Below are 24,077 nucleotides of genomic sequence, written 5' to 3' on the forward strand. Positions count from 1 at the left end.
TAAACAGCGTTGAGGTATAATATGGTTATTAGTAAATAAATTATAAAAGAGCATGTTTGAAAAAATTAAACATGCTCTTTTATTAAAGCAAATCAGTTTAATATGAATGACCTAACCCGTTCCAATAAAAAGAAACGATTTCTTGTGCTAATTCATCTATATTTGCAAGAATAGGATTGTGATTTTCATCTTTAAAATTCCCAATTGATAATAAAGATACGAAAGCATGAGCCGCAAATGTAGCGTTTCCTTTCGGAATTTCTCCGATGTGCATCGCATTATCGAGTGCTTTTTCTAGTACTTCATACATATTATCTTCAGCATTTTTTAATTCTTTCAATTGTTCTTCAGATAACGACAGTTTTGCATCTTTCATAAAATTTTTCATATCAATATCCATCGTTGCGTGTAAGTAAACTTTAGCGAAGTCTAATAATCTTTCTTCTAACGTTTTGTTTGTAGAGAGTATTTGAGACATATTTTCGCGTATACGTACCATCATTTCGGTCATAGTAGCGGTAAATAAATCGGCTTTTGTTGAATAGTAATAGTAGACAGTTGCTTTCGTAACACCACAAACTTTTGCGACCTCATCCATAGAAACGACTTGATAATTTTGTGTAAGAAATAAGCGGGTTGCCACTTCTAAAATGGTTTCTTTTGTAGATTTTGTATTTTTATTTTGACGCGGCCTTCCGAGAGGACGTTGTTTTTGTTCCAAATACATTCGCTCCTGACATTTATGATTGAGATAATTATAACATAATTTTCAATCACTCTTGATTAATTAACCGACCGGTATATATAATTAATAATGGAGGGAAAAAGGAAGGTGGGTTTTTATGAAAAAGCACCCGTTACATATGCTAGGGAGGCTTGTAGCAGGGAAAAATACGCAATGGATCACTTTATCGGTGTGGGTTCTTATTACATTATTACTTTCATTTACGTTACCACAAGTAAACAGTACGAAAGAACCGAATCCGAAAAATTTACCTGAAACAGCTATGTCGCAGCAAGCGGAAGCACTTATGAAAAAGGAGTTTCCGAATAATGCAGGGAATCCGTTGTTAGTAGTATGGTATAGAGATGGTGGATTACATTCACAGGATTATAAACTCATACAAGACGTTTATAAGGAGTTAAAAGCTAGTCCTTTAAAAGAACAATCAACGTTACCATCATTTGATACAATTCCAGAGCAAGTATTATCAAAAAGTGCATCAAAGGATGGTACATCATTTGTTACACCGGTATTCTTTAATAAATCTGCTGGTACGGATATATTAAAAGGAAATCTTGAAGAGTTTAGAAAAATAGTGAATAGTAAGGTGGATGAAGATCCATTTAAACAAAAAATAAGTGAATCTGGTTTACATGTTCGATTATCTGGACCTGTAGGTATTCAAACGGATGCAGTTAGCTTATTTAGTCAAGCAGATGTGAAATTATTAATTGCTACTGTATTACTCGTATTAGTTTTATTAATTTTACTGTACCGTTCACCGATTTTAGCAATTTTACCCTTACTTGTTGTCGGCTTTGCATACGGTATTATTAGTCCTACACTCGGTTTTTTAGCTGATCAAGGGTGGATTAAAGTAGATGCTCAGGCAATATCAATTATGACAGTATTATTGTTTGGTGCTGGAACGGACTATTGTTTATTTTTAATTTCAAGATATCGAGAGTATTTGCTAGAAGAAGAAAGTAAATATAAGGCGCTGCAACTTGCAATTAAAGCTTCTGGTGGAGCAATTATAATGAGTGCGCTTACTGTTGTACTTGGATTAGGAACACTGTTACTTGCTCATTATGGTGCCTTTCATCGATTTGCAGTACCATTTAGTGTTGCTGTATTCATAATGGGAATTGCTGCTTTAACAATTTTACCAGCATTATTATTAATTTTCGGTAGAGCTGCATTCTTCCCATTTATACCGAGAACAACTTCGATGAATGAGGAGTTTGCGAGAAAGAAAAAGAAAGTCGTAAAAGTTAAAAAATCAAAAGGTGCCTTTAGTAAAAAGCTTGGAGATGTTGTAGTACGAAGACCATGGACAATAATTATGCTCACTGTATTTGTATTAGGTGGATTGGCTTCATTTGTACCACGTATTCAATACACATATGACTTATTAGAATCGTTTCCAAAAGATATGCCTTCCCGCGAAGGGTTTAAGTTAATTAGTGATCATTTCTCAGCTGGTGAATTAGCGCCAGTAAAAGTTGTTGTTGATACGAAAGGAAAAGAGCTTCCTATTAAAAAAGAACTAGAGAAGTTTTCATTCGTAAAAACTGTGAAAGATCCAAAAGTGGGCACAGAAAATAAGCAAATACAAATGTATGAGGTTTCTTTAGCTGAAAATCCATACTCAATTGAAGCGTTAGATCAAATCCCTAAATTGAAAAACAGTGTAGAAAAAGTATTAAAAGATGCTGGGGTTAGTAATGCAGAAAATCAACTATGGATTGGCGGAGAAACAGCGTCATTATATGATACAAAGCAAATCACAGAACGTGATGAAGCAGTTATCATTCCAGTAATGATTAGTATTATAGCTTTATTATTACTTGTTTACTTACGATCAATTGTTGCGATGATTTATTTAATTGTAACTGTCGTTTTATCATTTTTCTCTGCATTAGGAGCAGGATGGATATTACTTCATTTTGGTATGGGAGCTCCAGCAATACAAGGCGCGATACCGTTATACGCATTCGTATTTTTAGTTGCTTTAGGTGAAGATTATAATATCTTTATGGTTTCAGAAATATGGAAAAACAGAAAGACACAAAATCATTTGGATGCTGTAAAAAATGGCGTTATACAAACAGGTAGTGTTATTACATCTGCAGGTTTAATTTTAGCAGGAACTTTTGCTGTGTTAGGAACACTTCCAATTCAAGTGCTTGTTCAATTTGGTATTGTAACAGCAATTGGTGTATTACTAGATACGTTTATTGTAAGACCGTTACTTGTACCGGCAATCACAGTCGTTTTAGGCCGCTTTGCTTTTTGGCCAGGGAAACTTTCAAGAAAGAGTGAAGAGATACAAAAAGTGGATGCATAGTTGAAAAGCCAAGGATATTTTCCTTGGCTTTTTCAATGTAATTAATTTTTTGAAGTCAAATCATCCGGTGCAGCATGATCAGCATCTTCAATGGAAGTTTCTGGCATTCCGTATAAGCCGTTCATTGCTTGTTCTTCGATATTAAGATTTGCAGTATTATTATTTTGGATAGGTATAGCGTTTTCGATAACATTTTCTTTTTTATTTACATTTTTGTTATTCATGTATGATTCCTCCAAATTTCATTTGATTTATTTATAGTATGTGGATGGATTTCCAGAAATATGTGAATTGATTCTTATAGATGGTATATAATTAAATAAACAATTAGGGTAAACTGTTAGGAGTGAACAATTATGGTGAAAGCAAGGAAATTAGCCTTCTAAAATAAAAAGAAAATTTTAGGAGGCTATTAAAATGAAGTTTCACGTAATTGATAGAGAAAATTGGAATAGAGAGCAGTATTTTGAACATTATTTAAAATTAAAATGTACGTTTAGTATGACAGTAAATGTTGATATTACGCTTTTGATAGAGAAAGTACATCAAAAGGGAATTAAATTTTATCCGACTTTTATTTATATAATTTCGAGAATAATAAATAAACATAAAGAATTTCGAACATGTTTTAATGAAGAAGGAGTTTTGGGCTATTGGGAAAAAATGATACCTAGCTATACAATCTTTCATAAAGATGATAAGTCTTTTTCAAGTATATGGACGAATTATTCAAGTGATTTCCGCATTTTCTATAAAAATTATGAAGAAGATATGAGATACTACGCTAGTGTTCATGGTCTTTTCACGAAAGAAAATATTCCGCCTAATGTATTTCCGATTTCTAGCATACCTTGGACTAGTTTTACTGGATTTAATCTTAATATTAATAATGATGAAAATTTTCTATTGCCAATTATAACTTGTGGGAAATATTTTAACGAAGGAAACAAGGTTATGCTACCAGTTTCATTACAAGTACATCATTCGGTTTGTGATGGATATCATGCGAGTCAATTTATAGAAGATTTACAGCAGTTAAGTAGTACTTGCAACGAGTGGCTTAAGTAATATCTAATTTTTAATTATATAAAGTGAAACTTTAATCAGTGGGGGTTTTGTTCAGCCCCCACTGATTATTAGCTCGACCCCCACCTAACTTCTTTGCTTTCGCTGAATTTTGAGGTGGGGGTCTTACTGCCCGGCAAATAGCGGGATAAAATTGAAAATGAATAAAAGAAGAGAACATGTTTATATTACATGGTCTCTTTTTATTATTCATTAATACTAAGTAATTGTGGAAAATATAGGGTGATTTGTAGTTTAATAGTAAAGAGAGTGATTAGTGTTAATTTTCTTTGTTTTTTTTAAAAATAAGGACATAAATGTTTTAATAGGGGGAATAAAGTGAAATTCGTAAGCATTGAAAAAGATGAGATCTTAATTGGGAATATGGCAAAATTGTATTGTAAAGTATTTGAGAAAACAAATTTCAATGAAATGATCGAACGAATAAAAAGACATATAGAATATACAGGTTTTAAAGGTATAGTAGCAATAAATGATGAAAATGAAGTAGTTGGTTTTACTTATGGTTATCGCTCAATCGAGGGACAGTACTATAATCAATTAATGAGAGAAGCGTTACATCCAGAGCAAGTAGACGAATGGTTGCAAGATTGTTTTGAATTTGTAGAGTTAGCAGTTCACCCACAATATCAAAATAAAGGTCTTGGAACGAAATTACATAATGAATTACTAGAAGGGATTTCAAATAGAACGAGTGTTTTAACAACAAAAATAAACAATGAAAAAGCACGTTCGTTATATGAAAGATTAGATTGGATAAATGTATTGGAGCCATTTCATCCAAGTAAAAATGATGTTCCATATGTAATAATGGGAAAAGCATTAAAAACAAAAGTGAATTGATAATTATGCCATTCACAAAAATGGTTGGTTTGTAATAATGAAGGGGAAAACGAAAATGACGAAAATATCTATAGAAAAAGCTACAATTTTAGATGCTGAGAAATTAACAGAAATAATGAAAAGAACATTTGATGCAGAAGCAAAACAATGGCTATACGGCCAAGATGATGTCATTGATTATAACATTCAACCGCCAGGATATTCTTCAGTTGAAATGATGGAATATTCCATTGAAGAATTGGATTCTTTCAAAGTTGTAATGGATAAAGAAATAATTGGAGGGATAATAGTTACGATTTCTGGTAAGTCTTACGGTCGAATTGATCGTATTTTTGTAGATCCTGTTTATCAAGGAAAAGGAATTGGATCACATGTTATGAAATTAATAGAAAAAGAATATCCAAACATAAAGATTTGGGATCTCGAAACATCTAGTAGACAAATTAATAATCATTACTTTTATAAAAAGATGGGCTACCAAATGATTTTTGAATCGGAAGATGAGTATTGTTACGTGAAAAGAATAAAAACAAGCTCAAACAAAGCGAGTGTAGTTACAAATAAAGATATGAAAAATAGTCAATACGAAAACTGTAATTTAGCAAATACAGGGTATTATCAAGTGAATTTAAAAAACAGTTCATTTGTTGGTAGCAATATAATGAATACGAATATGAGTAATTGCAATGTAAGTCAATCAAAGTTTAGAAATATAAATTTTAGAAGGTCATCATATGCAGATTTAAATCTTTCTGGCAGTAAATTTAATTTGGTGACTTTAGGTGGAGTACAATTCAAAAATACAAGTCTCGGAGATGAGAAGGAACCTATTTTATTCGATAAATGTGACTTGGAAGGTAGCACCATAAGTAACAGTAATCTGAAAAATATTGAAATAGAAAATTGTAATATAGTCGGGATGAAACTAAATGGTATTCCAATTGAAAATTTACTTGATTTATATAACAAGGTGAAAAGTTAACCATATCCATATAGTTGTTAATCTTTTTGGAAGTTAAGTATTATATCGAAATAATTATGTAAAAATGACATAAAGAAATACGGATGAGAAGGCCATTCATGAACGTTTCTAGAATACACTACAAATATATTGTTATTTATAAGGAGGAGAGAAAGATGGAGATTAACGTTAGAGCAGTAGGAGTACAAGATGCTAGAGCAATTCATCGTATATGTATACAGGATGACGTTTTACCGTATATGGTTTTCTTACCTAGCATGCGTGTAGAAGCTATGGAAAATAGAATTCGAAATTTAGCACCAAATCAATTTGAATTTGTTGCAGAATATGATGGAGAAGTTGTTGGGTTTGTAGGTTTAACACAAAGTCCGGGCCGAAGATCTCATTCAGGCGATTTATTCATTGGGGTAGACAGTGAATATCATAATAAAGGAATTGGGAAAGCACTTCTTATGAAGATGCTTGATTTGGCTGATAATTGGTTAATGTTAGAGAGAGTAGAACTAGGTGTGTTAGAAACGAATCCCAAAGCAAAAGCTTTATATGAAAAATTTGGATTTGTAGAAGAGGGAGTAAAGATAGGGAATTTGAAAGCTCATGGAAAGTTTATTAATGAAATTATGATGAGTCGTTTTAGACCGGATGGTTTAATTGTACATAATGAATAGTTAAAAGCATGACAGTATACTGTCATGCTTTTTTATTAGAATTTGGCTGTATTAAAAATAATACTAATCCAATAAAAATAACGGTAATTCCTAGTCCTTGTTGTAAAGAAATGGTCTCATGTAATATAAAGTACGCTAGTATACAAGTTCCAATTGTTTCTCCTAAAATACTCATTGAGATTACAGTAGCACTTATCCATTTTAATAACCAATTAAAAATGGTTTGGCCTAAAATCGTAGCAATGAAAGCTAATCCAATAAAGCACAACCAAGTTTGTGTAGAGTAATGGATGAAAGATTCTTGTTGCGTGAAAGCAAATATGCCAAGAAAGCCAGCACTACTTCCATAACTAATTACCGAATATGGTATAAGTGACAAATCTTTACGAACGTGTTGGCTAATGAAAAAATAAGCAGTAATAATACCGGCAGCGATAAATGCTAAAACATCTCCATATAATGCTTCTCCACTAATTTGGAAATCTTGCCAGCCAATGATGATACTACCTGAAATAGCGATGAGGCAACCAATAACCGCTCCTTTCGTAAACCTTTCCTTAAATAAAAAATAACCACCAATCATTGAGAACAAAGGTTGTAACGTTACGATAACTGTAGAGCTTGCTACAGAAGTATATTGTAATGATTCAAACCATAGTACATAATGTGCAGCTAAAAATAGCCCAGATACGAATCCAAGTGCCCATTGTTTTTTTGTTAAAGTTTTTAGCTCATTTCGACTATTTTTATTAAATAGTAATAACGGTAACAGGATTAGTGTGGCAAAGAATAATCGGTAAAAAGCAATGATTGTCGCAGGAGCATCTGCCAATTTCACAAAAATTGCTGAAGTCGATAAGGCGAATACACCAAAAAATAAGATGCAATATGAAAGAATAGTTGATTTCAAAGTTTGTCCCTCCGATAGAATGTTTATTATAATAAACTTAATACGATATAATGTACAAAAGTAAGTATATAAGTCCCGGAGATAATAGGAAAGGGTTATTTGCCTTTGTTTAGTATGTCAGCACAAAGAGAACGAAACATGCATTATGATGGACGAAAGGAAGTTTTACTATGATACATGATAGACTTGGACAAACGGTATTAAGTTATCGTAAGAAAAATAATATGACAATTCGTGAATTCGCTGAGTATGCAGGGATTAGTACGTCGTTAATTAGCCAAATTGAAAGAGGACATGCTAATCCTTCTTTAAATGTTTTGGAATTAATTGCAAAAGCATTAAATGTACCGCTGTTTACACTTTTTATTAACGATATTGATACAGATTCGCTCATTTCTAAGAGAAAAGACCGAAAAAAAATATATCGGGAAAACAATGATCACATTGTATATGATGTATTAACACCTGATTTTATGAAAGCACGTATTGAAATGCTAATGATGGATTTAAATAAACGAGCAAAGACAACAGAAAGCCATTATTCCCATGAAGATAAGGAAGAGATTGCTGTTATTATGAAAGGGGAAGTGTACGTAGAATTGGAGGGAAAAGAATATTTTTTAGAAGAAGGCGATGTTGTACGTATTCCACCAAATGTGAAGCATCGATTTTTGAATAAAAGTGATGAATCAAATCACATTTTATTTGTACTGACACCATCTTTAGGATGAAAATATAGTGATTTTTATTAGGGGAGAAAGAAAATGGAAAACAAAAGTATTTTAAAAGGCGGCCTTTCAATTATTTCTCAATGTAAAAAAGAAACAAATGACATTTGGCATGCGCATTTTGGAGCAGCTGCAATTGCTAGTTATTTTTTTATGAAAGATAATAATATTGATGAAGAAACAGCTCGTAATATGTATTTGCAAACAAGGATGATGCTAAGCAAGAAAAAAATTGGTGAGATGATTGATGATAAAAAAGAAATAGATTTTCAAATTGCGGAGAATATGATTATAAAATCTTTAGAACAAACGATTGATGAACTTCATTGGGTCGGGCATAACGTCATTTATGCGTCATTAAGTTTATTAGCTATGAAGGAGCTACAAAAATGGGGAGATAATCAAGCAATTGAAGGGATTACTACTCTTATTTTATCATTTCGAAAAACAATTCCAGGTAGATCGTGGATTGGTTATACGACGAAAGAAGTAAAACAATTAAGTTTTGAAGATGAGATACAAAGTGAATTGAGTAATCCACCACAAGTATCTCAGTTCATTTTAAATGAGTTATCGAAATTTAATAGTATTTATCGAGCGGAATCACATCATGATTTAATTGGGCATTTGCTTACTTACTCCCACGCCATTAATATAATGTACGATTTAGGGCATATAGATTTATTTCAACGAGGGATACGTCCGCTTTTAAAACTAGTATACGTACTACGAGCTAGCCAAAAGCTCAAGCTGAATACGGAAATAACTTTACACTCACCTATAGATCGATTACCTTTAATTCAATCTAAACGTGCAAATTTTTTACCAACTGAAAATATATTTTGGATAAAAGACTATAGTGGATTCGATTGGGATTTTGGTCATGTATTTAAATTCTCATATAGTTATTTTAATCATATAAAGAGAGCTCCAGATTATAAAGATATAACATTAGAAAAATTCCGGTATGTTATTAATTCTTAATGAACGTTAATGATCTGTAAAAGGAAGCTTAATCTAGTTTCTTTTTTTGTTAGTAGTATATTATTTTTTAAAATATGTAAGATTTTACATGCGTATTTTACTTTTACTAATTATGTAAGTAGGCTATACTGAAATACATACATTTTATTTTTGGAGAGATGTAAAACGACATGGAACTAGCGAAATTGGAAAAAGTAATTGAAATAAAAAAAGAAGAACTTTTATATTTAGTATCGGATTATGGAATTCAACATGAAAAAGTATTGGCATTGAGTCAAGAACTAGACAAATTAATCAATTACTTTATGTTTTTAAAATAAAGAGAACTATGACGGGGTTTGTATATGTTATAGTTCTTTTTTATTAGGTAATTTGAAAATATATTGTCTAATTTCTGACAGAATGCGCAACTTACTAGTCGAATATAAGGACTTTTGGTTATAATAAAAAGGGATTATTAATTGTATCGGTTAGGAGCGCAGCACATATGAAAACAGTTGTTGTTATCGGTGGAGGTATAACGGGACTTTCTACTATGTTTTATTTAGAAAAGTTAAAAAAGGATTATAATATCGATTTAAATTTAATTCTTATTGAGAAAGAAGAGTATTTAGGTGGTAAAATCCATAGTGTGGAAGAAAAGGATTTCATTATGGAGTCAGGAGCGGATTCAATCGTTGCTCGTAATGAATATGTTATACCACTTGTAAAAGATTTAAATTTAGAAGATGAAATGGTATACAATGAAACGGGTATTTCTTACATATATTCTGAAAATATGTTACATCCGATTCCTTCTGATACTATATTTGGGATACCGATGAGCGCCCGGTCGTTGTTTAGCAGTACGCTAGTCTCAACGAAAGGGAAAATCGTAGCTTTAAAAGATTTCATAACGAAAAATAAAGAGTTTACGAAAGATACATCACTTGCTCTATTTTTAGAAAGTTTCTTAGGGAAAGAGTTAGTGGAAAGACAAATTGCTCCTGTGCTTTCAGGCGTATATTCTGGTAAATTGAATGAGCTTACAATGGCATCTACATTACCGTATTTACTGGATTATAAAAATAAGTATGGAAGTATTATTAAAGGTTTTGAAGAGAATAAAAAACAATTTCAATCAGCAGGAAATAAAAAATTCGTATCATTTAAAGGTGGACTATCTACGATAATTAATCGCTTAGAAGAAGTGCTGACTGAAACTGTCGTAAAAAAAGGTGCTATAACGACGGCTGTAAGTAAACAAGAAGATCGATATGAGATTTCTTTTTCAAATCATGAAACAATACAAGCTGATTATGTTGTTTTAGCAGTTCCACATGATATTGCACAAACTTTATTACAGTCTAATGAGTTAAATGAGCAGTTTAATACATTTAAAAACTCATCTCTTATAAGTATTTACTTAGGATTTGACATACTAGATGAACAACTACCAACTGACGGTACAGGGTTTATTGTAACGGAAAACAGTGATCTACATTGTGATGCTTGTACATGGACAAGTCGAAAGTGGAAACATACATCGGGTAAACAAAAATTATTAGTAAGAATGTTTTATAAGAGTACCAATCCGGTATATGAAACAATCAAAAATTATAGTGAAGAAGAATTAGTACGAGTAGCTTTATATGATATTGAAAAGAGTCTCGGAATTAAAAGTGAACCAGAAGTAGTCGAAGTTACAAATTGGAAAGGTTTAATGCCGAAATATCATTTAGAACATAATCAAGCGGTTCAAGCATTGCAAGAAAAAATGACGAATCTTTATCCAAATGTATATGTAGCTGGTGCCTCATATTACGGTGTCGGAATTGGTGCGTGTATTGGAAATGGAAAGAATATAGCCAATGAAATAATGGCTACATTAAATAAATAATACTGTAGAATAAATAAAAACTGTCCCTTCAGCAAAATGGAGGAACAGTTTTTATTTATTTTATTTGAATGGAAATTTTATTGTTTTTTACATTGTTTTCTTTTATTGTTAATGTTATTTCTCCAGACTCTTTAAATGAATACGGTGATAGTTGATAAATATCTTTTATATCATGTTTTTCTTGTAATTTATTTATCGGTATTGATACGATATTTGGCTCCCATGTTTCTTGTTTTCCTGAAGGATATTCTATAAGTATTACCGGATTTTTTAACTGCCTTGTTTTCCAAGAGACGAAATATAGTTGAACTTCTGTATCTTTTTTTAATAATTCTTCGGAGAAATAACCGAATTCGCCTACATTACCGAAAACAGTGTAGTTTTGATTTTTAAATTTAATATCTAAATAACTAGGTTGAAATGTTACTGCATGATAAGTTCCATATGAAAGTGAGAGTATGGCAGCGATTAAAATACCGATTGAAAATGTCTTAAAGCTATTGCCTTTAAAGCTAGTCATCATGAATGAGTTTGGTGTGAATTTTTTTGCGAATAAAAAAATAAGTAATATGAGTAAGAGGGATAAGCCGATGAATATATACATAGGAAATTTACACCTCCACAATAAAATAATGCATTAACTATATTTTGCCGAAAATGTATGGAATAGGGTGTTTGTTTAGAAAGAGAAAATGAAAAACAATTTCTTTACAGTTCTTGATAATTTAAAATTGATTTATGGAAATTATAGAGTGGTGATTGAGTCGCAATTAGAAGGTATCCAATTCGTGTATATAGAATAAAGAGGGAATGCGTCATTAGAAATGTTTGATTTATGGAACAATAAGGACTTTACTAATTATAAATATTTTTTCTGCTATAATGAATGAGTAGAAAGAAAGGAGTGATCCTATGGCATTTCCTATATTAGAAACAGAACGTTTACGTTTAGTCGAAATAGAACAATCTTATTGTCAAAAAATATATGAAATTTTTTCATTGGATGAGGTAACATGTTATTACGGTATGAATTCTTTTACGGAGTTTGGACAAGCTTCACGTATGATTGAATCTTTTTCAAAAAATTACTTTGAGAAAAAGGCAATACGATGGGGGATTGTATTAAAAGAAACAAATACTTTAATAGGTACAATTGGATTAAATAATCTACAACTGTGGAGTAAACGATCTGAAATTGGATATGACTTACATCCTCGTTATTGGGGGAATGGTTATGCCTCAGAAGCGGCTCAAGAAATTATTCATTATGGATTTCAAGATTTGGGATTATTTAGAATTGGAGCTATTACATACCCTGAAAATGTTACTTCTTGTAAAATGTTATCTAAAATAGGTTTTCATAAGGAAGGGTTATTACGTGGATATATTCATCAAGGTAATAAACAACATGATGCACTACTGTACTCTATAGTTCGAACGGATGTAGAGGATATAAATTTATAATAAAAAACCCCTCTTATAAAAGAGGGGTTAAGTAAAAATTAACCTAATTTAGGTAATAAACGTTCTCCGCTTTTCATGCTACTTTTACATAAAGGGCATTTAGGCTCTTCTTCAAATGAAAAGTTCTTTCTCATCCATCCTAAACAATCCTCTGCCTCACATTCCCAAACAGGGGTTTGTTCTGGTGGTACTTCTGCTACATCGTTCTTTCGATTACGATACATGTAACCACTCCTTTTATGTAAAAAATTTTAGTTATATATTAAAAAGGTTGTTAACCGAGCTGGTAACAACCTTTTTATTGTTTGAATTATAGCTTTACAACGTTTTTAGCTTGAGGTCCACGGTTACCGTCTTCAACTTCGAAGCTAACTTCTTGACCTTCGTCAAGAGATTTGAAGCCGTCGCCAGTGATAGCTGAGAAGTGAACGAATACGTCGTTACCGTCTGCAACTTCGATGAAACCGAAACCTTTTTCGCTGTTAAACCATTTTACTTTACCTGTTAATGTCATGGTAATGCCTCCTAAATTTTAAAAAGATTACAATATGATCGGCCTTATTTGAATGAAAAATAAAAGTTCACATATTATCAAAAACCCATAAGGAGTACAAAATAATCCTGATTGATACTTGATAATATGCAAAGAAAATATAGTGTTAAATTGACCTTAATTACTATCTTACAACAAATGGTGGGAAATAGCAAGTGCTGGTAATACCACTGAGTAATATGGGTGATAATAGTAAAGGCACAAAGGCACCTCTTTTATTTATATATTATTCCTAAATTGGATTTATTCCAAACGAAAATCATTTATATGAAAAAATAAGTTTAAATAAAAGGCTAAATATTATTTTAATATTGCTAATGAGTAACATAATTAGGAGGATAGAATATTGCAAAATAAACAATTTAAAATAATTGAAGCAGCAAAAGAAGGAAGAAGAAAAGTTCATCCTGTTTTTGCTGTCATACTCGCGATTATATTTTTAACTTTAGGTGAATTATTTATGTTGTTTATGCTGATTTTACCGAAAGCAGAAACAACTTTTATGAAGGCGATCTATAGCGACATTGAGATGATATTAACGTTTGGCGGCGCAATATTTTTTGTGTTTTTATGGATTAGATTTGTAGAGAAAAGATCATTTTCATCCATTGGTTTTTGGGGAAATCAATGGATAAGAAAATATTTGAGGGGTGCATTAATAGGATTTGTTTTCATTTCAATACCAGTAAGTTTACTCCTATTAGCAGGAGTTATAACACTACAAATACAACAAATTACAGTAACCACTATATTGGGGATTGTAGGTTCTTTAGTTGCTTTTTTAATACAAGGTGCAACAGAAGAAATTATTGTTAGAGGGTGGTTATTTCCGGTCTTTTCTGTTAGAAGCCGTATATGGATCGGGATTGTTGTGACTTCTTTTTTATTTGGTTTTCTTCATTTATTAAATCCAGGTATTACAATTCTTTCAATATCGAATATAATATTAGTTGGTATATTTGCAGCTTTTTACGTATTAAAAGACAGTAGTCTGTGGGGGATTTGCGCATGGCATTCCATTTGGAATTGGGCACAATATAACGTCTACGGTTTTGCAGTTAGCGGGATGACCATATATTCAACGCCGCTATTTAAACCTACAACAAATGGCCCCGAATTCATCCATGGAGGTTCGTTCGGAATTGAAGGTAGTATCATTACAACAATTATGCTCACTATCGCTTCGATTGTTTTATGGAGACATTTATGGGGAAGAAAAGTGAAACAACGAAGTTTTAGTTAATGAAAGAGGGAGAAACTATGGGGATAATAGCATTTGAGGGAGCAAGCGCTGTTGGTAAAAGTACCACGTGCCGTGAATTAGAAAAGAATTATGGTGCTTATATAATACCTGAAGTGAATTTTTTATTTGAAAGACCAAAAAACGAACATAGAACATGGTATGTTGAAAAACAAGTTGAGCGCTGGAATATAGCTGTTCAGAAGTCAGAGCAATATGAATTAGTAATACTCGATGGCGATATATATCAGCCACTTAGTTATAATTGGTGTTTTCATTTTGATATATTTAATCAGCCATTATCTTTAATAGAAAATTTTTATAAAGAAAAGATGATAAATAGGGAAATTGGTTTTCCAGATCAATATTTTTATTTATATACGAACGATGAAGAACTTAGAAAGCGGAAAGTATCTGATGAGACGAAAAGAAGAAGAAACTTTGAAAAACATTTACATATATCAAAATCGTTTCAGCGTTATTATGAAAATTTAAATGCTGTTACAGATGGGTACTGTAAATTAATTGAGGCAAAAAGTGTAAGAAATAATGAATTAGAAATAGTGAGAAACTCAAAAAATTTGAACGTGTGTGAAGAAGGACGTTTTGATGTTTCGAGGTTAGATGCTATTACGAAGTGGTTAAAAGAAAATCGTGCATAAAGTAAAAACAACGAGTGTTGTAGAACGCGCTCGTTGTTTTTTTATAAATATAAAGGAAAAATTTGTAGAATATTTTCGTCACTTTACAGAATAATCTTTCAATTTTAAAGAAAAAGAAATACAATATGAGGAAGTATATATAAATAATATGATAGGGGATGGGATGCGATATTTTGAATGAAGTAACAGTTTTTATATAAGAAGTAATTAGGTAGTAAGAACAGAGATGTTTGGGAGGAAACAAGCGCGATGAAAACACTATTTAAAATAATAGGTATTCTAGCTGGTATGGCGGTAATCGGAGTAGGTTTAACGTATGGTATGCTGCATTATTTAAATAATAGTAAACCAGCTGCGAAAAAGGCATCACCAGCTGCTCCAGCAGTAGAAGTATTAGCTGATAGTAACGTAAAAGCAGAAGATGCAAAGCTTTTAGAAAATGGCAATTATTCATTGCCGAATAGTGGTTTTAATAAAAATTTTAAATGGACAGATGAGAACATACAGACAGCATTACATGAAATGGCGCATCAAAAAGCGAAAGCTGATCAAAAGTGGGGCTATATTTTTATTACACAAGAACGGATTGAAAGTTTAATTGATATTGTAAAGAGTAATGATCTTGTACAGGGAAGTACATATGTAGAAATTTTAGAACGATGGAAACAAGGAAAATATGAAAAAGTTGATGGGGATCATAATAAGATTTGGAAATTACAAAGTGGGAATTTAGGAGAAGGAAAAGGAGTAATGTCGGAAGCTGAGCAAAAAGAATTAATTAATCAAGTGTTTATGAACAAAGGTACATATTCAGGTAGTAAATTAATTGCAGGTGGGGGACAGACTAATAAATAGTATACTAATTAATGAAAAAGAGTAATTGCTTATTAGGCAATTACTCTTTTTATATGTACGTCTTAATATTTTAGTCTCGTTCAAGTAAGGAAAGGAACGACTGTAATACCGGGGAAATCCATCTAGATTTATGATAGATTACATGACTTTGAATAATGGTTGGAGTTTCGATAGGCTGAAAACATAGTTGTTCTTTTTGGCAACTTTCTTGTACAACGATATAAGGAAGAATTGAAATGCCTAACTCACACATAACGGATTGTTTAATTACTTCAACACTGGAAGTTTCAAATGTTTTAGCTGGAATATTTCCACTTTGACGTAAAAAACGATCTACCATTGGCCTATAGCCGCAGCTTTGTTCTGTAAAAATAAACTGGGTGTCCTGTAATAACTGGAATGGCTTTGTATGTGCAGCGGAATAAGTTGGTAAAATCCATCCAAATGTTTCATTACTAAAAGTACGCGTAATAAAATCATTATGTTCTATACTTTCTCCAATTATGAAGATAACGTCTGTTTCTCCTTCACGTAATTTTTGTAATGCTTGTTCATTTGTGTTTGTTTCAAGTACGATATTTACTTTCGGATTTTTCTGTTTGTAAGTACGTAATAATTGTGGTAAACGATACACTGCTAATGATTCGTTTGATGTAATACTCAATGTACCTTTTAAATAATCTGTATTTTGGGGGATTTCTTGCGCTTTTTCATATATTGCAAGTAATTCTAATGCGTAAGGATGAAATTGATTACCTGCTTTTGTAAGTAGCACTTTTTTCCCTAACCGATCGAAAAGAGGAATATGTAAATCGTTCTCTAAAGCTTTCATATGTGCTGTAACAGTAGATTGCGCATAACCTAGCGCATGAGCAGCTTTAGAAAAATTACCATACTTCACAATGGCGCAAAATGTTTTAACATGTCTCATTTCCATAAGCGATCCCTCTTTTATTATCATGATTTGTGAATGATTATATCATGTATTTTAATTTTCCAAATGATTAAATTCCGTATAAAATAAAATTGTGGAAATATTCATTCAAGTGATATTGGAGGAGAAAAGATGATCAAAAAGGGCTATCATGTAGCTGTTGTTGGAGCTACAGGTGCGGTAGGGCAAAAAATTATTGAACTGCTAGAGAATGAAATGAAGTTTAATATAGTTGAAGTTACATTGCTTTCATCAAAACGATCCGCCGGTAAGAAAGTAAGATTCAAAGGACGAGAGATAATTATACAAGAGGCAAAAACAACTAGCTTTGAAGGTGTAGATATTGCCTTTTTTAGTGCTGGGGGAGAAGTATCTAGACAATTTGTAACTCATGCAGTTTCTAGTGGTGCGATTGTAATTGATAACACAAGTGAGTACCGAATGGCACAAGGTGTACCGCTCGTTGTTCCGGAAGTGAATGCGCACACTTTAAAGCGGCATAAAGGTATTATTGCAGTTCCAAATTGTTCAGCATTACAGATGGTAACAGCACTTCAGCCGATTCGAAAATCATTCGGTTTAGAAAGAATTATCGTTTCAACATATCAAGCTGTATCGGGTTCTGGCATTCATGCGATTCATGAATTACAAGAGCAGGCTAAGTCTATGCTTGCTGGTAAAGAAGTGAAAAGTGATATATTACCGGCGAAAAAAGATAAAAAACATTATCCAATAGCGTTTAATGTACTGCCTCAAGTAGATATATTTACAGACAATGATTTTACTTTTGAAGAAGTAAAGATGATTCAAGAAACGAAGAAAATATTAGAAGATAAAAACTTGAAAATGGCAGCTACTTGTGTACGTGTTCCAGTCGTATCAGGGCATTCAGAATCGGTTTATATAGAACTGGAAAAAGAAGCAACCGTTGCGGAAATTAAGGAAGTATTAATGGATGCGCCAGGTGTTATTTTGCAGGATAACCCTGGTGAACAGCTGTATCCAATGCCATTATATGCAGAAGGGAAAATAGATACATTTGTCGGAAGAATACGTAAAGATCCTGATACGCCAAACGGATTCCACCTCTGGATTGTTTCCGATAATTTATTAAAAGGTGCGGCTTGGAATTCAGTTCAAATCGCAGAGACTTTAGTGGAAAAGGGGATACTTTAATATAATTTAAAGTATTGGGAAATCGTTAATGATTTCCCTGTTTTTATTTCATAATGTTTTTCTATATTCCGACCAACTTTAATTTAAATTAGTCGTTATTGAATTTTTATAAATATCCACTTTATGCGCAGCAAAGCGTAAGGTTTTGGATTCTGCATTAATTGTAAGGTTAATAATAATCGATAACGGCATTTCGACCGTTTTCACAATATCTTCTATAGCAATATACTCATTTTCTGCTTCGTTATAATAAACAACAGAACGAATTACTGCCTCGTTATTTTCAATGTCAATTTCACACATCATAGGGAATTTTTTACCATTATGTAAGAATAGTTCGCCTAGTACGATTGAACCGTTTAACTCCTCTGTAAAATTAGTAGTTGCTGCTGGTTTTACCCATGTTTCGTCATGTTCTTCGTTTTCCTCTTCATCTATTGCCCATTCCCAAATGGGGTTTTGTTTTAGGTCTTCAATAGTTAATTCATCAATTGGTTTGCAATTGCTCATACATAAATTCTCCTTTTGCTTTGATAAATAAGTTTCTTAATCTCAAAAATTAGATGATTGCTTACGAGTAAGTTCAATATAGTATTTTGCTCATTTGATATTAAACTATTTTATTTTGAAATAAAGCTTCTGTAGCAATATTAACAAAAAAATAATTATTTAGTAAATAATTATTAGTGGAGGTTTTAAAGTGGCATGGAGTTAAGGTAAGGTAGTAAAAAACATCAAGAATGAATGGGATTCATTTGGTACGATATGGATATGTTTAATAAGAGGGGGAATTTGATGTATCAAGTAAAGGGGTATTTTTCATCGCTCAAAGGAAGTCATTATGAAATTGGTAAGCAACAAGGTGAATTTGTGAAACAACATTCTTATCTTATTCCGCAATTTATAGAGCAAGAAAACTTAATATCGCATAACCATTGGACAGAATCTAGAAATATATTAAATCAATATTGTTCTGGAATTAATGAAGAAATTGAAGGTTTTTGTGAAGTATTAAAAATTCCTTCAAAAAATATGATGTATTACTATCAAACACTATTGAAAGCAGGTTGTAGTCATTGTGTAGTATTACCTAAAAAGACAGATTCAACTCACACTTATGTATTAAGAAATTATGATTTGTCACCAGTAATAGATGATATGCGTTTTTGCTCGACGCATGTTGAAGGTGCGTATGCACATAGTGGCTTTTCTACTCAATATTTTGGTCGAACAGAAGGGGTTAACGAACATGGATTATCTGTTACATTTTCAGCATGTGGTCAACCAGTAGGAAACATTGCAGGTTTAAGAAAGCCAATGGTAAATGGTTTACAGTGTTTTGCGGTAATTCGATTGTTGTTGGAGAAATGTAAAAATGTGCAGGAAGCTAAGTCACTAATAGAAGAAATACCAATTGCTAGTAATATTAATTTAATAGTAGCTGATCCTTTAAACGCAGCACATATTGAAATATTTGACGGTCATAAATCCACAACAACGATTGATGGTGACAATCAAGCTTTTATTGTATCAACAAACCATGCAGTTAGTTCATCAATTCAGAAATTAAATAATAGGAGATTAGAACAATCTACAAAGAGATATCACGTTTTACATGAGCATTTAAATAGATATGAACAAGTGAGCATAGAGTCTTTAAAAGAGTTAGTAGAAGAAGAATATCCTGTTGGACTAACTGTACATAACTATGAAGAATGGTTTGGAACTTTACATTCTGTATTATTCGATTTACATGATCGTACAATGAAGATTTGTTTCGGATCACCACTTTTAAACGACTGGTACTCATTGAAAGTTGGAGGAAGTATGCCGTTTTCTGAGGTGAATGTGAACTTTAAAAATAAAACTTATACTGACTTTTGGGGGGAAGATAAGAATAAATTGATGCCTAAAAGATAAATGGGATAAGATGGTAATGTAAAGAGTGCATTTACACTGGAGGGATTACCAATGCTAAAAGTTATGTTACCATTTGTTCTTATCTTTTTTCTTGTCATTACGATGTATATTGCTTATCAAAAGAGAAAAAAATCCGGGATAAAAGGATTGAAAAGTGCGTTAACTTCTATTTGCTTTTTTTCACTCGCAATCTTAAATATGTTTGCATATTGGTTTCATTTTGGCGGTGCTTTTACTTGGTTATTTTCAATTGTATTATTGCTAGTTGGTGCATATTTTACAAAATATATTCCAATATCTAAAAAGGTACATTAAAATCTATAAGAGTTTAATATAATGTTTACTTTGTTTTGAAAAGAGATTATTCTACTAGATCGTTGTGAAACGGTTTCATAGGATAATCTCTTTTGTTTAGTTTTGGAAAGAACGTACTGTACTTTTTAGTTGCTCAATAAATTCTCGAGTGGCAGCACACATATATTTATCTTTTCTATAAATAAGCCCTATTTCAATTATTGGAGTAGGGTTTTCTATTCTAATAGCTTGAATGTTTTTATTTTGTAAAAAGTCTATATATGGTTTGGGTAACACTGTAATTCCCATTCCTTTGGAAACCATTTGGATTAAAGATTCCATCGTACTAATTTCTAAAATTGGTCTTGGTTTAAAGTTTAATTTTTGACAATGAGAAGTAATTAGTTCGGTTAAAAAGAAATTTTTAGGCAAAAGAATTAAAGAGTAGTTCTGTAATTCAGCAATAGATACATGATTACGTTCAGCTAATCGATGACCAGTGGGCACGACCAATGTAAGGTCGCTTTTGTATAGAGGGATAGAGATGATTTCTTTATCTTGCACCGGGAGAAATGTAATTCCGATATCTAGTTCGTTTTGTAATAATTTTTCACGAATATCTCCTGTACGAAGCCCTAATACAGAAAGCTCTATATTGGGATATAAATTATTGAAATTTAAAATAGCTGGTGGTAGTAAATAATTTACGACGGTTAACAAAGCCCCTATTGTTAAGGAACCTTGCTGTAATCCGTTTAGGTCTTGAATGGCTGAACGAGCTTGTTCGACTTCATGAAAAATAGTTTTACAATGTGATAATAAAATTTTCCCTGCTTCAGTTAAAGATATTTTTTTACCAATTCGATCGAAAAGTGGCATTCCTACTTCATGCTCTAATGCACGTATTTGTTGACTTAGTGAAGGCTGTGAAATATTTAATTTCTCAGCTGCTTTTGTGAAATGTAATTGTTTTGAAACAGCTAAAAAGTATTCAAGTTGTCGTAATTCGATTGGAATCACCTCAAGTATAATGATAGGTTATACCTATCATTATTATATAAATAATTGAATTGAACAATGATTTTAGAGGTTTTATAATCATCTTTATATAACAGAGAGGGTTGTAAAAATTAATCGAGAGAAAATACATGTAACACCTTTAAAGGAGGAAATAGAATGGCTAATAAATATCAATTATTATCTTTAAATATAGGATTACCAAAAGAGGTTACATACGGCGGAAAAGTAATTCATACAGGCATAAATAAGAAACAAGTAAAGGAACCGGTATATTTATCCTTTGTAAAATTTAATGGGGATGGACAAGCTGACTTAGTTCATCATGGAGGAGTAGATAAAGCAGTTTGTGTTTATACTGGTGATCACTATCCATACTGGGAAAAAGAATTGAATCAAGATCTTGTATATGGGGCTTTCGGAGAAAATATAACAGTTAGTGGTATGCGCGAAGAGGATGTTTGTATTGGTGATACGTTTGAGCTAGGACAGGCAATCGTACAGGTAACACAACCAAGGCAACCTTGTTTTAAATTAGCAAAAAAATATAATATTCCAAAGTTACCACTATATTTTCAAGAAACAGGATATACAGGATTTTATTTTCGTGTATTAAAAGAAGGATGGGTATCATCAGTCGATACATTAAAAAGACTACAGTCTGATCCAAAAGGTGTTTCAGTAGCGTTTGCTAACCGTATCATGCACAAGGAAAAACAAAATATTGAAGGGATAAAAAGGATATTAGAAGTAAATGCACTTTCAAGTAGTTGGAGAAAGTCTTTTGAAAAGCGTATAAGTGGAGAAGAAATTAATACGAAGGAAAGACTTGAAGGGATAAAAGACTAAAAATATTTTATTATAAATAGTGTATTTCTATTAGTAAAAGCTAATTAGAAAGCGCTATTTTTATATAATAAACTAATTAATATCCAAAAATCTTAATATTGTTTTATTCGACTTATTTTCAAATAGTCAAAACATAAAATTAATTAGACTTTTTTTTTATGTTTTATGATAGTATATTGATTGGTAAGACCTCTATTTTTAAGAGTAGGTCATATAAGTATATCTAATTTAATGGAATTTAACATTTGGAGGTACAACATGGGGAATGTTGAAAAATTGGCAAGTCTTCTAATAGAAGAACCGAAAAGAGAGCAGTTATTTCCTTTATTTGAAGAAGTGTTTGAAATTACAACTCAAACATTGAATGATTTTTCGGATAAAGGGTATTGGGATGATACATATAAAGCTTTATCATTTTTACAAGAAGATAAAGTGATTGCAAATGTTGCGGCATTTTCACTCCCATTATTAATTAATGGAGAAAAAATAAATGCGGCGGGTATTCAATCAGTAATGACACATCCTAATTTCCGTAGACAAGGGCTAATGACACAATTAATGGGTAAAATGATAGAAGAAATCGATAAGAAATGTGAATGTGCATTATTGTTTACGGAAAAACCGGAACTATATACAGCGTTTGGATTTAAAGTTGTGCAGGAATATTTGATGACTATACCATACGATAAAAACAATAATAACGATTCACTACTTAAAAAATTAGATTACTATAATGTAGAGAATAGACAGTTAATACATGAAACTATTGATAGTGGCCAAAGACTTTCAAATAATTTTTCAACTTTAAACTTCCATCCTTCATTTTATTTGAATATGTATGACTCGGAATGGAATGAGAAATTGTATTATTCAGAGAAACTAGATGCTTTAATCGTTTATGAAGTAGACAATGAAAAGTTGAAATTATTTGGAGTATTTGCGCCAGTACTTCCGGTTTTAGATGAAATATGTGGAGAAATCAATGAAAGGTTTACGGAAATCGAATTTTATTTTTCTCCAGATCAATTAGGGATTGAGGATGTACAGTTTACAGAATTACAGTCTAGTAAGTATTTAATGGTTCGAAGTGATAAAGAGTTAGATTTTAAAGGTTATAAATTCCCAGTATTAGCGGAGTTTTAAATGTCTATATAAATGCTTTATTATGGAGGAGCTATGAATATATCGTATATACCAGAACGTATTGAGCAACTCACTATAATGAATGTACCTGAATACTATAAGATTAATGATAATCATGCGTTTATTGTCCGTTCGAAAGCAGAAACTGATTTTTGGCTTAAAACACATTATGGTTTTGAAGTAATGAATGGTCATGTATTTTATAATGAGATGATGACAGACTTTCAAGCTGAAGTTCAGTTACGTATGAATCCAAATTCAAAATTCGATCAAGCAGGTCTTTTTGTTATGATTTCGGAGAACTGTTGGCTAAAAACATCTTTAGAATATATCCCTGAAGGGCCATCTCACTTAGGTGCTGTCGTAACGAATAATGGATATTCTGACTGGTCAACGCAAGATTATCCAACTGAAGAAGCTAAGCAACAAATTCGTTTTCGAATTATTCGAAAACGTGGTGATTATACAATATATGTGAAAAAGAGCCATCAATGGGAACAAATAAGAATCACTCATTTAATGGAGGATATAGGGAATGAGCCTGTTAAAATAGGTTTTTACACGTGTAGTCCTTCTAAAAATAAGGGATTTGAGACTGAGTTTTTAGAATTTACAATTGAAGAAATATAGATAAAAAACCGTATTCTTTTCATTAAGAATGCGGTTTTTGTATTTACATACTATAAAGCACATTTATTGACCAGAAAGTCATTAATGCTTATCATTTAATGATGTTAAATATTAATTTGCATAATATAATAGAAGTAATGAAGAAATTACAAAATATATCGCTTAAATAAGGAGGGATATGAATTA

General features: G+C 31.8%; 28 protein-coding genes. 19 read left to right on the top strand and 9 right to left on the bottom strand.

From position 1 onward, the window contains the following. Positions 1-97: 97 nt before the first annotated feature. Positions 98-721, bottom strand: coding sequence for a TetR/AcrR family transcriptional regulator (locus tag MHI26_RS11885; RefSeq protein ID WP_061667013.1), 624 nt, complete (start codon positions 719-721; stop codon positions 98-100). Between the two features lie 121 nt (positions 722-842). Between MHI26_RS11885 and MHI26_RS11890 the strand changes: the two genes are divergently transcribed. Continuing rightward, on the top strand, positions 843-3,074 hold the full coding sequence (locus tag MHI26_RS11890) for an MMPL family transporter (RefSeq protein ID WP_000716575.1): 2,232 nt from the start codon (positions 843-845) through the stop codon (positions 3,072-3,074). 41 nt (positions 3,075-3,115) lie between these two features. Here the strand turns inward: MHI26_RS11890 and MHI26_RS11895 are convergent, their stop codons facing one another. Then, positions 3,116-3,298 carry a DUF4021 domain-containing protein gene (locus MHI26_RS11895; protein WP_001060697.1) on the bottom strand — a complete coding sequence of 61 codons (183 nt, stop codon included), beginning with the start codon at positions 3,296-3,298 and terminating at the stop codon, positions 3,116-3,118. 193 nt (positions 3,299-3,491) lie between these two features. Here MHI26_RS11895 and catA point away from each other — a divergent pair, with 193 nt between their 5' ends. From catA to MHI26_RS11915, 4 genes are all read left to right on the top strand, one after another. Beyond that, on the top strand, positions 3,492-4,142 hold the full coding sequence (catA, locus tag MHI26_RS11900) for a type A chloramphenicol O-acetyltransferase (RefSeq protein WP_000668563.1): 651 nt from the start codon (positions 3,492-3,494) through the stop codon (positions 4,140-4,142). Between the two features lie 336 nt (positions 4,143-4,478). After that, the gene (locus MHI26_RS11905) at positions 4,479-5,003 is read left to right on the top strand and encodes a GNAT family N-acetyltransferase (RefSeq protein WP_000673967.1); all 525 of its coding nucleotides are present in this window, start codon (positions 4,479-4,481) and stop codon (positions 5,001-5,003) included. Positions 5,004-5,040: 37 nt separating this feature from the next. Next, positions 5,041-5,985, top strand: a complete 945-nt coding sequence (locus MHI26_RS11910; protein ID WP_003306999.1) for a GNAT family N-acetyltransferase — start codon at positions 5,041-5,043, stop codon at positions 5,983-5,985. A 155-nt stretch (positions 5,986-6,140) separates the two neighbouring features. After that, a complete protein-coding gene (locus MHI26_RS11915; RefSeq protein ID WP_000405230.1) occupies positions 6,141-6,653 on the top strand; it encodes a GNAT family N-acetyltransferase in 513 nt (170 codons plus the stop codon). A 22-nt stretch (positions 6,654-6,675) separates the two neighbouring features. Here MHI26_RS11915 and MHI26_RS11920 read toward each other — a convergent pair whose 3' ends face one another. Beyond that, the gene (locus MHI26_RS11920; RefSeq protein ID WP_000843093.1) at positions 6,676-7,563 is read right to left on the bottom strand and encodes a DMT family transporter; all 888 of its coding nucleotides are present in this window, start codon (positions 7,561-7,563) and stop codon (positions 6,676-6,678) included. Between the two features lie 170 nt (positions 7,564-7,733). On the opposite strand from MHI26_RS11920, the gene MHI26_RS11925 reads away from it, so the two are divergent. From MHI26_RS11925 to MHI26_RS11940, 4 genes are all read left to right on the top strand, one after another. After that, positions 7,734-8,294: a helix-turn-helix domain-containing protein gene (locus MHI26_RS11925; protein WP_061666761.1), complete on the top strand. Its 561-nt coding sequence runs from the start codon at positions 7,734-7,736 to the stop codon at positions 8,292-8,294. Positions 8,295-8,327: 33 nt separating this feature from the next. Next, positions 8,328-9,275, top strand: a complete 948-nt coding sequence (locus MHI26_RS11930) for a hypothetical protein (RefSeq protein WP_000428898.1) — start codon at positions 8,328-8,330, stop codon at positions 9,273-9,275. Positions 9,276-9,445: 170 nt separating this feature from the next. Further along, positions 9,446-9,595, top strand: a complete 150-nt coding sequence (locus tag MHI26_RS11935) for an aspartyl-phosphate phosphatase Spo0E family protein (protein ID WP_000417698.1) — start codon at positions 9,446-9,448, stop codon at positions 9,593-9,595. A gap of 167 nt (positions 9,596-9,762) precedes the next feature. Further along, positions 9,763-11,154: a protoporphyrinogen oxidase gene (locus MHI26_RS11940; RefSeq protein ID WP_061666760.1), complete on the top strand. Its 1,392-nt coding sequence runs from the start codon at positions 9,763-9,765 to the stop codon at positions 11,152-11,154. Positions 11,155-11,209: 55 nt separating this feature from the next. On the opposite strand, the gene MHI26_RS11945 is transcribed toward MHI26_RS11940, so the two are convergent. Next, entirely contained in the window at positions 11,210-11,758 is a 549-nt protein-coding gene (locus MHI26_RS11945) for a hypothetical protein (protein WP_000275235.1), read from the bottom strand. 308 nt (positions 11,759-12,066) lie between these two features. Here MHI26_RS11945 and MHI26_RS11950 point away from each other — a divergent pair, with 308 nt between their 5' ends. Continuing rightward, positions 12,067-12,618 carry a GNAT family N-acetyltransferase gene (locus MHI26_RS11950; RefSeq protein WP_000885376.1) on the top strand — a complete coding sequence of 184 codons (552 nt, stop codon included), beginning with the start codon at positions 12,067-12,069 and terminating at the stop codon, positions 12,616-12,618. 38 nt (positions 12,619-12,656) lie between these two features. Here the strand turns inward: MHI26_RS11950 and MHI26_RS11955 are convergent, their stop codons facing one another. Beyond that, positions 12,657-12,842, bottom strand: coding sequence for a cold-shock protein (locus tag MHI26_RS11955; protein WP_000286198.1), 186 nt, complete (start codon positions 12,840-12,842; stop codon positions 12,657-12,659). An 86-nt stretch (positions 12,843-12,928) separates the two neighbouring features. Next, a complete protein-coding gene (gene cspD / locus MHI26_RS11960; RefSeq protein ID WP_000176365.1) occupies positions 12,929-13,132 on the bottom strand; it encodes a cold-shock protein CspD in 204 nt (67 codons plus the stop codon). Between the two features lie 385 nt (positions 13,133-13,517). Between cspD and MHI26_RS11965 the strand changes: the two genes are divergently transcribed. The 3 genes from MHI26_RS11965 (at position 13,518) to MHI26_RS11975 (ending at position 15,928) form a co-directional block, all read left to right on the top strand. Next, a complete protein-coding gene (locus tag MHI26_RS11965) occupies positions 13,518-14,414 on the top strand; it encodes a CPBP family intramembrane glutamic endopeptidase (protein ID WP_061666759.1) in 897 nt (298 codons plus the stop codon). Then, positions 14,414-15,073 (top strand): AAA family ATPase, encoded by a 660-nt coding sequence (locus MHI26_RS11970; protein ID WP_061666758.1) that lies wholly within the window; start codon positions 14,414-14,416, stop codon positions 15,071-15,073. Before MHI26_RS11965 ends, MHI26_RS11970 begins: the two co-directional genes overlap by 1 nt. A 249-nt stretch (positions 15,074-15,322) precedes the next feature. Then, positions 15,323-15,928, top strand: coding sequence for a PRK06770 family protein (locus MHI26_RS11975; protein WP_053564524.1), 606 nt, complete (start codon positions 15,323-15,325; stop codon positions 15,926-15,928). A gap of 70 nt (positions 15,929-15,998) precedes the next feature. Here MHI26_RS11975 and MHI26_RS11980 read toward each other — a convergent pair whose 3' ends face one another. Beyond that, positions 15,999-16,865: a LysR family transcriptional regulator gene (locus MHI26_RS11980; RefSeq protein WP_000425907.1), complete on the bottom strand. Its 867-nt coding sequence runs from the start codon at positions 16,863-16,865 to the stop codon at positions 15,999-16,001. 129 nt (positions 16,866-16,994) lie between these two features. On the opposite strand from MHI26_RS11980, the gene MHI26_RS11985 reads away from it, so the two are divergent. Then, complete coding sequence (locus MHI26_RS11985; protein WP_000591713.1) at positions 16,995-18,038, top strand: aspartate-semialdehyde dehydrogenase; 1,044 nt, start codon at positions 16,995-16,997, stop codon at positions 18,036-18,038. A 78-nt stretch (positions 18,039-18,116) separates the two neighbouring features. Here the strand turns inward: MHI26_RS11985 and MHI26_RS11990 are convergent, their stop codons facing one another. Continuing rightward, complete coding sequence (locus MHI26_RS11990) at positions 18,117-18,548, bottom strand: hypothetical protein (RefSeq protein ID WP_061666757.1); 432 nt, start codon at positions 18,546-18,548, stop codon at positions 18,117-18,119. Between the two features lie 285 nt (positions 18,549-18,833). On the opposite strand from MHI26_RS11990, the gene MHI26_RS11995 reads away from it, so the two are divergent. Beyond that, entirely contained in the window at positions 18,834-19,958 is a 1,125-nt protein-coding gene (locus tag MHI26_RS11995) for a C45 family autoproteolytic acyltransferase/hydolase (RefSeq protein ID WP_061666756.1), read from the top strand. Between the two features lie 51 nt (positions 19,959-20,009). After that, positions 20,010-20,273: a hypothetical protein gene (locus MHI26_RS12000; RefSeq protein ID WP_000921861.1), complete on the top strand. Its 264-nt coding sequence runs from the start codon at positions 20,010-20,012 to the stop codon at positions 20,271-20,273. 96 nt (positions 20,274-20,369) lie between these two features. Here the strand turns inward: MHI26_RS12000 and MHI26_RS12005 are convergent, their stop codons facing one another. Next, positions 20,370-21,272 (bottom strand): LysR family transcriptional regulator, encoded by a 903-nt coding sequence (locus MHI26_RS12005; protein WP_000612256.1) that lies wholly within the window; start codon positions 21,270-21,272, stop codon positions 20,370-20,372. Positions 21,273-21,428: 156 nt separating this feature from the next. Between MHI26_RS12005 and MHI26_RS12010 the strand changes: the two genes are divergently transcribed. The 3 genes from MHI26_RS12010 (at position 21,429) to MHI26_RS12020 (ending at position 23,891) form a co-directional block, all read left to right on the top strand. Beyond that, a complete protein-coding gene (locus MHI26_RS12010) occupies positions 21,429-22,118 on the top strand; it encodes an MOSC domain-containing protein (RefSeq protein WP_001284790.1) in 690 nt (229 codons plus the stop codon). 258 nt (positions 22,119-22,376) lie between these two features. Next, positions 22,377-23,261, top strand: a complete 885-nt coding sequence (locus MHI26_RS12015) for a GNAT family N-acetyltransferase (RefSeq protein ID WP_061666755.1) — start codon at positions 22,377-22,379, stop codon at positions 23,259-23,261. A gap of 33 nt (positions 23,262-23,294) precedes the next feature. Continuing rightward, positions 23,295-23,891 carry a DUF1349 domain-containing protein gene (locus MHI26_RS12020; RefSeq protein ID WP_061666754.1) on the top strand — a complete coding sequence of 199 codons (597 nt, stop codon included), beginning with the start codon at positions 23,295-23,297 and terminating at the stop codon, positions 23,889-23,891. Positions 23,892-24,077: the final 186 nt, after the last annotated feature.

Source organism: Bacillus sp. FSL K6-1218 (genome assembly GCF_038006445.1).
Classification (GTDB): Bacteria; Bacillota; Bacilli; order Bacillales; family Bacillaceae_G; genus Bacillus_A; species Bacillus_A thuringiensis_S.

Excerpts from the sequence above, each read along its gene's own strand:
- MHI26_RS11890 (WP_000716575.1), top strand. The coding sequence starts at position 843 with ATGAAAAAGCACCCGTTACATATGCTAGGGAGGCTTGTAGCAGGGAAA.
- MHI26_RS11895 (WP_001060697.1), bottom strand. The coding sequence starts at position 3,298 with ATGAATAACAAAAATGTAAATAAAAAAGAAAATGTTATCGAAAACGCT.
- catA (WP_000668563.1), top strand. The coding sequence starts at position 3,492 with ATGAAGTTTCACGTAATTGATAGAGAAAATTGGAATAGAGAGCAGTAT.
- MHI26_RS11910 (WP_003306999.1), top strand. The coding sequence starts at position 5,041 with ATGAAGGGGAAAACGAAAATGACGAAAATATCTATAGAAAAAGCTACA.
- MHI26_RS11915 (WP_000405230.1), top strand. The coding sequence starts at position 6,141 with ATGGAGATTAACGTTAGAGCAGTAGGAGTACAAGATGCTAGAGCAATT.
- MHI26_RS11925 (WP_061666761.1), top strand. The coding sequence starts at position 7,734 with ATGATACATGATAGACTTGGACAAACGGTATTAAGTTATCGTAAGAAA.
- MHI26_RS11930 (WP_000428898.1), top strand. The coding sequence starts at position 8,328 with ATGGAAAACAAAAGTATTTTAAAAGGCGGCCTTTCAATTATTTCTCAA.
- MHI26_RS11935 (WP_000417698.1), top strand. The coding sequence starts at position 9,446 with ATGGAACTAGCGAAATTGGAAAAAGTAATTGAAATAAAAAAAGAAGAA.
- MHI26_RS11940 (WP_061666760.1), top strand. The coding sequence starts at position 9,763 with ATGAAAACAGTTGTTGTTATCGGTGGAGGTATAACGGGACTTTCTACT.
- MHI26_RS11945 (WP_000275235.1), bottom strand. The coding sequence starts at position 11,758 with ATGTATATATTCATCGGCTTATCCCTCTTACTCATATTACTTATTTTT.
- MHI26_RS11950 (WP_000885376.1), top strand. The coding sequence starts at position 12,067 with ATGGCATTTCCTATATTAGAAACAGAACGTTTACGTTTAGTCGAAATA.
- MHI26_RS11955 (WP_000286198.1), bottom strand. The coding sequence starts at position 12,842 with ATGTATCGTAATCGAAAGAACGATGTAGCAGAAGTACCACCAGAACAA.
- cspD (WP_000176365.1), bottom strand. The coding sequence starts at position 13,132 with ATGACATTAACAGGTAAAGTAAAATGGTTTAACAGCGAAAAAGGTTTC.
- MHI26_RS11970 (WP_061666758.1), top strand. The coding sequence starts at position 14,414 with ATGAAAGAGGGAGAAACTATGGGGATAATAGCATTTGAGGGAGCAAGC.
- MHI26_RS11975 (WP_053564524.1), top strand. The coding sequence starts at position 15,323 with ATGAAAACACTATTTAAAATAATAGGTATTCTAGCTGGTATGGCGGTA.
- MHI26_RS11980 (WP_000425907.1), bottom strand. The coding sequence starts at position 16,865 with ATGGAAATGAGACATGTTAAAACATTTTGCGCCATTGTGAAGTATGGT.
- MHI26_RS11985 (WP_000591713.1), top strand. The coding sequence starts at position 16,995 with ATGATCAAAAAGGGCTATCATGTAGCTGTTGTTGGAGCTACAGGTGCG.
- MHI26_RS11990 (WP_061666757.1), bottom strand. The coding sequence starts at position 18,548 with ATGAGCAATTGCAAACCAATTGATGAATTAACTATTGAAGACCTAAAA.
- MHI26_RS11995 (WP_061666756.1), top strand. The coding sequence starts at position 18,834 with ATGTATCAAGTAAAGGGGTATTTTTCATCGCTCAAAGGAAGTCATTAT.
- MHI26_RS12000 (WP_000921861.1), top strand. The coding sequence starts at position 20,010 with ATGCTAAAAGTTATGTTACCATTTGTTCTTATCTTTTTTCTTGTCATT.
- MHI26_RS12010 (WP_001284790.1), top strand. The coding sequence starts at position 21,429 with ATGGCTAATAAATATCAATTATTATCTTTAAATATAGGATTACCAAAA.
- MHI26_RS12015 (WP_061666755.1), top strand. The coding sequence starts at position 22,377 with ATGGGGAATGTTGAAAAATTGGCAAGTCTTCTAATAGAAGAACCGAAA.
- MHI26_RS12020 (WP_061666754.1), top strand. The coding sequence starts at position 23,295 with ATGAATATATCGTATATACCAGAACGTATTGAGCAACTCACTATAATG.